This window comes from Rhodococcus sp. 05-2254-2 (assembly GCF_002259095.1).
Classification (GTDB): Bacteria; Actinomycetota; Actinomycetes; order Mycobacteriales; family Mycobacteriaceae; genus Rhodococcoides.
Genome location: NZ_NOZJ01000003.1, coordinates 155,400 through 164,936, shown reverse-complemented (window position 1 = coordinate 164,936; position 9,537 = coordinate 155,400). Strand labels below are relative to the sequence as shown.

Below are 9,537 nucleotides of genomic sequence, written 5' to 3'. Positions count from 1 at the left end.
CCTAGCGGGTCCAATCGAAGCCTCTCTTTCCCACAATCACACGCGCCCCCACCGGCTGCCACACGAGCAGCGATCGGCAGGCACCGAACACATCGAGCAAGTTGCTTACTTCGTTCTCTATTTTCTCACCGGAAACAACTCGAAGTTACCTTTCAGTACATATCCGTCCGTATGTACCGGACTGTTACAAGTCGATACCCGATCCGAGCTCACCCGACACACTCCGACTCGATTCGGCACCCGGTCAATCTACAGTGCCGACCGGGCGAAGACCGTCGCTCGTCATGCCGTCATGTCGAAAGCGGCGATCACCTTGTTCGGTGTCACCCGAACGATCAATTCGCCCGGAACACCGTTGCGTGCGCCGAACTCCTCGGCGCGATCGCGGCCCATGTACCGAGCCCCCAGCTCGGTGGCGGTGCGGAGCAACTCGGCGGGATCCTCGTCGACCGACGCGATGCCCTGCACCTGGACGAATCCGTACGGCGGCTCTTCGAGATCGACGGTCAGCACCACGCGGGGATCACGGCGAATCGACTTTCCCTTCGCGGTGTCGGCCCCCGTGTTGAACACGATCTCGTCGCCCTCGACGATGAACCAGACCGGGGCAACCAGGGGCCTGCCGTCGGAGGCCAGGTACCCGAGCTTGCCGGTGCGGGTACCCGTGGACAGAAACTCGCGTACGCGCGGATCGGTGATCGACGTCATCGCAGACACGCTACGCGGGTGGTCCGACAGAATCGGCGATGGCGGACACTTCGGCAGGTCCACGAGATCCATTCACGCTGCTCCGGCCTCACCGGCCGAGAGTCGCTCCGACCAGAAGCAATCTCATCGCTCGCTCCGTGGCGTCGGTCAGGAACTCGGCACCCCGTTCGAGCGCCTCGACCAACTCGACCGGTGAGGGGAGGATGCCGGCGAAGGCGTCGATACCCGAGTCGTAGTTGGCGCGGGCGTCGAGACCGATGGTTCCCGCGAGCGCCACCACAGGTTTGCCGTGAAGCTTGGCTCGGCGGGCGACCTCCGTCGGGATCTTCCCCTTCGGCGTCTGCTTGTCGATGGACCCCTCGGCGGTCAACACCAGGTCTGCTGTCGCGATGAGGCTGTCGAGGTCGACATGATCGAGCATCACCTCGAAGCGTGGTAGCAATTCGGCCCGCAGGACCGCTGCCACGCCTGCCCCCATCCCGCCGGACGCGCCGGTACCGGGCCCGGTGCGGAGGTTCAGACCGGCCGGCCGCGTCGACACGTCACGCTCCAACACCTCGGCCCAGCGGTCCATCGCAGCCGACAGGATCTCCACTTGCGTCGAGCTGGCCCCCTTCTGCGGTGCGAAGATTCGGGCGACTCCGCCGGGCCCACAGAGAATGTTGTGTGGGTTGCATGCGACCCTGATCTCCACACCGCTTCCCGGACTCAGCCGTGAATCGAGGCCGGATACATCGATGTGGTCGAGCCGAGTCAACTCGCCTCCGCCGTCGCCCAATTCGAGGCCTTCGGCATCGAGGAGTCGCACTCCGAGCGCCTGCAGAAGCCCCGCGCCGCCGTCCGAGGTGCCGGAGTCGCCGCAGCCCAACAGGATTCGTTCGGCACCGTAGTCGAGGGCGGTGCGGATGAGCTCACCGACTCCGCGACTCGTGGTCACCGTCGGGTCGCGCATGTCTCGCGGAACCAGCGACAGACCGGCCGCTGCTGCCATCTCCACGACCGCGGTGACCGGCCCGTCCGTTCCCAGCAGAGCGAAATGGGAATCGACCGGCTTGCCCACCGGCCCGGTCACGACGGTGTCGATCACCTTGCCCAGGGTGGCACCGGCAAGGGCGCGGGCGGACCCCTCACCCCCGTCGACGAGGGGGACCGAGTTGACGATGGCCCCGGGCACCACCCGGCGAATACCAGCGGCAATGGCCGCTGCAACCTCGTCGGCACCGAGAGATTCCTTGAACCCCGACGGGGCGACGACGAATCGGAGTGGGGTGGAAGACGGCATGGTGATCGATTCCTTTTCGAGGGTGGGAGATCAGGAGATGGGGGTGCCGAGCAGCGGCCACACGAACACGGCGAAGAACAGCACGGTCCCTGCGGTCAGCGGCGCGAGAAAGGCGGACAGGCGTAGCAGGTCCTTCGGTGAATACGTCTCCACACCTTCGGCTTCGGCGAAGATTGCCACCGGCTTCGCCGAGGACGGCATGGTGTGGCAGAAGCCTGCTGCAGCCGTCGACGCGAAGGCCGCGGCCATGGGGTCGACTCCGAGCGCCGAAGCCGTGGTGACGACGAGCGGAACGAGGACGGACGAACGTGCCGAGCGAGATTGGATGAGAAGGTGCGAGGCCACGGACAGCACGATCACCACCGCGATGAACACCCAGGGCGGTGCCGAGCCGATCGGAACCAACGTGAACAGCCCGTCCGAGAGCCACCCTGCCGCACCGGACGTCGTCAACGCGGTCCCGAGGGCCAGCGTTGCCGCCATGAACAGCAGCAGGGACCATGGCACGGTGGCGAGCGCCTTTCCGAAGTCGGTGGTACCCACCCGCGGCGAGGTGGAGATCAAGGCGCCCAGCAGGGCGATGATGGCGGGGTGCACGCCGTGCAACGGTTCGGAGCACCACAGCACGATGACGACGGCCAGCAGCGTCGCGGCCCGGTTCTCCGCGATGGTCAGCGGTCCCGTCACCGGTGTCGAGAGTCGCGACGCCATGTCGGATACGTTCACCGTCAACGGTATTCGGCGATCCTCCCGATCGGTGAACAGCGCCAGTACGAGTTCGGCGGCGCAGTGGCTGCTGACCACGGCCAGCGGCACACCGAGCAACAGCCACGCGGTGAAGCTGATCCCGGTACCCGTCGCACTCTCGAGCACCTGGCTGGTGATCAGATGCGCCCCCGCCCCGATGAGCGTCGCCACCGCGGACAGCAGGATGACGGTAGGAAACAGGATTGCCAACGCCCGCACCACCCGCTTGCGCTCGGCGAGCGCCTGCGCCAACGCCAAGAACACCGGCAGCGCAAGGGCCGCGCGACCCGAGGTGGCGGGGATCGCGAAAGCGGTCACGATCAACGCGGCCGTCACCAGATGGGCGAGCTGGCGTACGCTACGCGCGCCACTGACGATGAACACTGCTGCGCGCGTTGCCAAACCGGACTCGCGGACTCCCGCGGCGATGATGAATGCCGCGATGAGAAGCCAGATGGTCTCCTCGCCGAGAGTGTCGAACAGTGCGTCGGTGCTCACCACACCGGTCAGTACCAGACCAAGTGCCGCACCGAGAGCTACGTAGGTGTCGTCGATCTTCGTGAACACCCAGAGCGCGACAGCTGCGGTGAAGACCACGAGCGTGGTACGCCCGGCGCTGGGCAGCCCTTGCGCCGCGCCGGCGAGTACGGCCAGGAGTACCAGCAGCGCAACCGAACTCATGACACCCTGGACCAGTCGGCGGGTCAACAGATCGCGAAAGTGCCACGAGCGCATCGGTTCCGGGACAGGAGGTGGCTGCGTTCTGTAGCTGACCGTGTTCATGGTGACCAGTCTCGGTCCGTCCGATGAAACGTCGATGAACGTTCCATGAGCGTTCTTTCATGTGCCGTTCCACTGCCGTGGGTGACGTGGAAACATTTCTGGCAGAACGAAACCGTCGGTCGCTCACCGTGCCGGCAGGTCGAGCCCGAATGTCGCACCTGCACCAGGCCGACTGTCGAGTGTCGCGGCTCCGTGATGCCCGTCGGCGATCGCTCGCACGATACTCAGGCCCAGACCCGCTCCGCCGTTGTCCGAGCGAGGCGAAGCACTGGTGCCGCGCGCGAATCGTTCGAAGATGGTCGGCGCGTCCGCGCTGGACACACCGGGACCGGTGTCGCTCACCCACAACAGAACTCGGTCCAGGGCGAGCTCGGAGCCCACGACGATTCGGTCACCGGGGCCGGTGTGCGACACCGCATTCTGCGCCAGCTGAAGCACTGCCTGCGTGACTCGTTGTGGATCGACCCGCACCGAGCCCGTGCCGACGTGCCCCAGTATCCAGTCGCGGTCGGCGAGCGCGCGTACCTTCGCGTCGATGTCGCGCGTGAGGGTCTCGAGATCCACAGGTTGCTTGTGCACGAAATCCGGCCGCTCGGCTTTGGCGAGGAGCAACAGGTCTTCCACGATCCGGTTCATTCGGTCCAACTCGTCGGTGACGAGCCGGACCGTCTCTTCGCGCTCGCGTGGGTCATCACCCATCAGTTCGAGATGCCCCAGCACGATCGTGATCGGCGTACGAAGCTCATGGCTCGCGTCGTCGACGAATTGTCGCTGCGCGGCGAACGCGGACTCCAATCGATCGAGCATGTCGTTGAAGGTGTCGGCGAGTTCGGCGACGTCGTCTCGGCCGTCCACTTCGATCCGCCTGGACAGGTCGTCGGTGGTGATCTGGGCTGCGGTCCGCCGAACCAGACGCACGGGCGCAAGAATCTGCCCGGCCACGACCCAGGCGATGCCGCCGGTGAACAGCAGTGCCATCAGTGACACTCCGATCACCACACGAACGGTGTCGGACACGTCCGCGCGTTCGCGGTCGACGAGGATTCCGATCGCGAAAGTTCCGGCCTGGCCTCCGCCGGAAGGTTCGGCGACCTGTTTCGCCCAGGCGACTTCACCTTCCGAAGTCTGCGTCGATCCCACACTGTCGGGTGAGTCCACGATCGCCGATACGACGGCCGCGTCGGCGACCAGATCTCCCGGGCCGCTGCGCTCCTGACGCAGCAGTCGATCGGTGTAGCCGAACAGGATCTCGTCGTCGTCCGGGTATTGGCGCTGTAGGTGCAACTGGAGCAGATCGGCGACATCGCCGAACGGCAACCCGTCGTCCGGATCCCGGCCGGTCGCAGCGAACTCGCTGAACTCGCCGATCTCTTGGTAGAGCGCCACCGCAGTGTCTCTCTCGACATCGGCGAGGAGGATCGTTCGGACGGCAACCCCCACGGCCAGCATGGCCAGTGCCATGACGAACAACAGCCAGCCGAGGATGCGCACCCGCGCCGGAACACGGGTTCCCACCCGGGGACGACGAGGCGCAGGCTCGGGCACAGGTCCCCTCCGAGCGAGCACCTCGGTGCGGGCATCACTGCCGTCGATCAGTTTCTCGGTCGAGTTCACCCGTCGTCGTCTTCCACATCGTCGTCGCCATCCGCATCGTCCTGGCCACCGACGTCGTCGTCATCGTCATCACCGTCCGGAATGACTTCGACGGGAGGCGGGGCAGGGACGACGATGGACTGCGGTGCTGCCGGCGGCTCCGCTGCATCCGGAGCCGTACCGCCCACCGGGCCCGTGGCCGCGGGAGGGATTTCGGCCACCGAGGGGGCCGCGGTCGAGGAGGGCGGTGTGTCCGATGGGGGCGGTGCCTCGCCGGAGGTCTGGGATGCGCTCGGTGCCGCGACTCCGACGGTGACTCGCGGCTCGAAGCTCGGTGGCTGTGGGGTGTCGGCGAGTACGGTGCTCGCCAGTGCTACGCCCACCGGAACGATCACCACGGCCGCCAGGACGGCGATCTTGGGTGCGAACTTCACATCACCACACTGTCTCGAACGAGTGAGACGCCGATGAGGGCAACATGAGTGAGTTCTCATGTCCGGGTCGAGACCGAATTTTCGTCCGCGAACCCGGTGCCTATCCGGCGGACGCGTGAGTGAGCGCGCCGGCGCAGATCGTCGCTCGGATCTCGGTGTCGGCCAGATCGTGTGCCGATCGGTGCACGGGATGCTCGACGAGAACGACGATGTCCGCCGTATCCCCCACGCGGAGTATCCCGCGGCCACCGCACGCTGCCCGCAGTGCCACCTCGAGAGGTACCGCTTCCTCGGGGTGCCACGGAGGTCGGTCGTCGTCGGTACGGAACACCGCTGCGGCGACTCCCGCCAACGGCTCGGGCGGACTGACCGGCGCGTCGGAACCGAACAGCAACCTCGCCCCGCTCCGGTGCAGGGTTCCGTATCCGTACGCCACCGAGCGCCGTCCGGCCCACAGATCCTCGGCGATCTCGCGATCGGCCATCGCGTGCTGCGGCTGTACCGATGCCGCGACGCCGAGCGCTGCGAAACGCGCGATGTCCTCCGGCAGGATCTGTTGCGCATGTTCGATTCGACCACCGCAACCGGCGCGCTCGAACGCATCGAGAGCAATACCGTTCGCGCGGTCGCCGATCGCGTGGATCGCCGGAACGATGCCGCCGCGTGAGGCCCGCGACACGAGCTCGAACAGACCTTCCCGGGTCTCAAGCAGCAGACCGTACGCGTCGTCGCCCTCGATCCCCGGGTACCGGTCGTGGCAGCATGCCGTCCGGGTGTTGAGCGAGCCGTCGAGCATCACCTTGAGTGGTCCCCGCCGGATCAGTTCCGACAGAGCCGAGACGTCTCCGGTCCGCTCGCCGCGCTCGAGTGCTTCGTCGAGCCATTGCGGCCACACGGTCGTGTCGACGCGTACCGCGGGAGAGCCGGCCGTCAGGCGTCGATCCCAGACCGTCTTGTTGTCGGCGAACTCGAAATCCACGACGCCGGTGACTCCGCGGACCGCCAGTGCCGCGGTGGCGTCGAGCACGGCTCGATCGAGTTCGGCCGGGTCCTCCTGCTCTTCGAGAGCCATGACCGCTTCGAGGCCGTCGACGTCGCGCAACACACCGGTGGGGTGGTCGATACCCAGGTCGTCGAGCAACGCCGGGCTCAGCCACAGCGTGTGCAGATCCATACTCGTCATCGCCACGCGGGCACCGGGCAGCGCATTCTCGAGCAGGTCCTTGTGTGGCTCCTCCGGCCACTGTGCATCGCGGAAACCGTTGGCGCGCACCACGGATTCACCTGCCGTACGCGCGTAGGGGTACACCAGCGCGACGGCGTCGGCCGCCGACATCGCCGGCCCGACGTCGATTCGCCTACGGGCCGCCGCCCACTGCGTCAGATGCACGTGAGAGTCCACGAATCCGGGTAGCGCCACCCCGCCCCCACCGTCGAGCACCTCGTCACCCACTGCACGTCGAGTACCTGCGGGGGTGATCGCCGCGATGACCGACCCTGCGAGTTCGATGTCGAAGAGCACGCCGGAACCATCCAGTGCGACATTGGCGATAATCACTCCTGGGACTCTAGAGCGTCGACTTCACGGGCGCGCATGCCATCCTCTAGCAATGAAAACAGAGCCTGTTGCGATGCAGACAGAGCAGACCGGTCCTGTCGGATATCACGCGAGCGTGACGGTGCGCTGGTCCGACATGGACGCCTTTGCGCACATCAATCATGCACGGATGGTCACACTGCTCGAAGAAGCGCGAATCGAGTGGCTGCTCAGCGAGGGTGAGGCCAACGAGTCACTGATCAAGAGTGCGTTGATCGCCAACGTGACCATTGCGTACAAGAAGCCGCTCCGTCATTCGGACGGTCCACTCGACGTCACCCTGTGGTTCGAGAAGGTGCGTGCTGTCGACTTCACCATCGGGTACGAGGTGCGCGCCGCGGGAGCGGCACCGGATTCGCCGCCCGCGGTGGTGGCAACCACCCGGATGGCGATGGTCGACGTCGGTGCCGAGACTCTGCGCCGCATCGCGCCGGAGGAGAAGGCCTACCTCGCGCGCTGGACTCGCTGAAACTCGGCCGCCCGGTCGACGAACCACGCCAACGCAGCCGGGTCGTCGACGGCGCTCGCATCGACGGTGCCTGCCGCAGCGGCACCTTGGAAAAGTCGTTTGAGCGGTACCTCGAGTTTCTTCCCCGTTCGAGTGTGGGGCAGCGCGGGCGTGGCGATGACGTCGTCGGGAACGTGTCGCGGCGACACCTGGGTTCCGATGACGGATCGGATGCGTTCGGCCAACTCGTCGGTCGCGCCGCCCGGGACCACCACGAACAGCGGCATCCAATATCCGCCGTCGGGTAGCTCGATGCCCAGAACGAGCGCCTCGGCGACCTCGTCCAACGATTCGACGGCCTGATAGATGTCAGCGCTCCCCATACGAATTCCGTTGCGGTTGAGCGTGGAATCCGACCGGCCGTGGACGAGCACACTGCCGCGATCGGTCCTGGTGATCCAGTCGCCGTGCCGCCAGATTCCCGGATAGGTCTCGAAGTACGCCTCTCGGTAGCGAGATCCGTCCGCGTCGTTCCAGAAGTGCAGCGGCATCGACGGCATCGGCTCGGTGACGACCAACTCACCGACGGTGCCACGGACTGCGTGGCCGTCCTCGTCGTAGGCGTCCAGCGCGACGCCGAGGAACGGCACCGACAGCTCCCCCGCCCGGACCGGCGCGGTCCGCACTCCCCCGGCGAACGCCGACACCACGTCGGTGCCACCGGAGATGGAGAAGACCGGCACATGGGCTCCGATGTTCTCCGACAACCAGATCGACGACGTCGCAGGCATCGCGGACCCGGTGATCCCGATGGCCCGCAGTGCCGAGAGATCGTGATCGGAGCCCGGATGTGCGTCGGCCTTGATGCATGCCAGTACGTACCCGGGGCTGGTGCCGAGATAGGTCACACCCAGCCGAGCGGCGATGTCCCACAATGCATCAGGCGTCGGAAATGCGGGATTGCCGTCGGCGCACACGATCGTGGACCCGGCCAGCAGACCGGCGACCTGAAAATTCCACATCATCCAGCTGGGGCTGGTGTACCAGAAGAACACGTCCTCGGGCCCCAGATCGGAGTGCAGGGCAACGGATTTGAGATGTTCGAGCACCACGCCGCCGTGGCCGTGCACGATGCCCTTGGGCAGACCGGTGGTACCGGAGGAGAACACGACCCACAGCGGATGATCGAACGGCACTGCGACCGGTTCCAGTTCACGGCTCTGCGCTGTTGCGGCAGACCAGCCCACCGCACTTCCCGACGCCTCGCCGACCGTCACCACCAGCCGTAGCGTCGGCAGCCCGGTCGTGAGCGCGTCGACATCGGCGGCCTTGTCTCGGAACTTCCCTCCGTAGACGTACCCGTCGGCAGTGATCAGTGCCGTGGGTTCGAGTTGTCCCAGACGATCGAGTGCTGCCGAGGCCGAGTAGTCCTGCCCGCACGCGGACCACACCGCACCCAGGCTCGCGGTCGCCAAGAATGCGATCACTGCCTCGGGGACGTTGGGCAGATATCCGACGACGCGGTCGCCGCGTCGAATTCCCGCGCCGGCCAACGTCCCCGCCAGCGCCCCGGCCTGATCGATCATCTCCTCCCACGTCACGGTCCGCGTCGAACCGTCCTCGCGGGCGTGCACGATCGCGGCGCGACCGGGTCGAGCGTACCGAGTCACGTGGTCCACGTAGTTCAGTTCCGTACCCGGAAACCACTGTGCGCCAGGCATCATGCGCTCCGCGAGAACCGTTGTCGGCACGCTGGAGGAGCGAACCTCGAAGAAGTCCCACACCGCTCGCCAGAACAGCTCCAGCTCGGTGGTCGACCATCGCCACAGAGCGAAGTAGTCCGGGAGAAGCACATCGTGACGTTGCTCGACGAAGCGCGCGAACTCGGTCACCCGAGCCTCGGCGAGGTCGGAATCCGTCGGCGTCCACAGCGCACTGGTCATGG

8 protein-coding genes are annotated in these 9,537 nt (G+C 66.3%); 1 reads left to right on the top strand and 7 read right to left on the bottom strand.

Annotation, left to right across the window (positions count from 1 at the left end; genetic code table 11):
• Positions 1-282: 282 nt before the first annotated feature.
• The 6 genes from CH283_RS05465 to CH283_RS05440 form a co-directional block, all read right to left on the bottom strand.
• Positions 283-708: a PPOX class F420-dependent oxidoreductase gene (locus tag CH283_RS05465; RefSeq protein WP_068051470.1), complete on the bottom strand. Its 426-nt coding sequence runs from the start codon at positions 706-708 to the stop codon at positions 283-285.
• Positions 709-796: 88 nt separating this feature from the next.
• Entirely contained in the window at positions 797-1,990 is a 1,194-nt protein-coding gene (locus CH283_RS05460) for a glycerate kinase family protein (RefSeq protein ID WP_094639123.1), read from the bottom strand.
• A gap of 30 nt (positions 1,991-2,020) precedes the next feature.
• On the bottom strand, positions 2,021-3,520 hold the full coding sequence (locus CH283_RS05455) for an SLC13 family permease (RefSeq protein ID WP_255183096.1): 1,500 nt from the start codon (positions 3,518-3,520) through the stop codon (positions 2,021-2,023).
• A 123-nt stretch (positions 3,521-3,643) separates the two neighbouring features.
• On the bottom strand, positions 3,644-5,134 hold the full coding sequence (locus CH283_RS05450; protein ID WP_255183095.1) for a sensor histidine kinase: 1,491 nt from the start codon (positions 5,132-5,134) through the stop codon (positions 3,644-3,646).
• On the bottom strand, positions 5,131-5,547 hold the full coding sequence (locus tag CH283_RS05445; RefSeq protein WP_094639122.1) for a hypothetical protein: 417 nt from the start codon (positions 5,545-5,547) through the stop codon (positions 5,131-5,133). Before CH283_RS05445 ends, CH283_RS05450 begins: the two co-directional genes overlap by 4 nt.
• 100 nt (positions 5,548-5,647) lie before the next feature.
• Positions 5,648-7,105 (bottom strand): amidohydrolase, encoded by a 1,458-nt coding sequence (locus CH283_RS05440; RefSeq protein ID WP_094639121.1) that lies wholly within the window; start codon positions 7,103-7,105, stop codon positions 5,648-5,650.
• 73 nt (positions 7,106-7,178) lie between these two features.
• Here CH283_RS05440 and CH283_RS05435 point away from each other — a divergent pair, with 73 nt between their 5' ends.
• Positions 7,179-7,613 (top strand): acyl-CoA thioesterase, encoded by a 435-nt coding sequence (locus CH283_RS05435; protein WP_094639180.1) that lies wholly within the window; start codon positions 7,179-7,181, stop codon positions 7,611-7,613.
• On the opposite strand, the gene CH283_RS05430 is transcribed toward CH283_RS05435, so the two are convergent.
• Complete coding sequence (locus CH283_RS05430) at positions 7,589-9,535, bottom strand: acetoacetate--CoA ligase (RefSeq protein ID WP_094639120.1); 1,947 nt, start codon at positions 9,533-9,535, stop codon at positions 7,589-7,591. The two genes, CH283_RS05435 and CH283_RS05430, sit on opposite strands and share 25 nt — an antisense overlap.
• Positions 9,536-9,537: the final 2 nt, after the last annotated feature.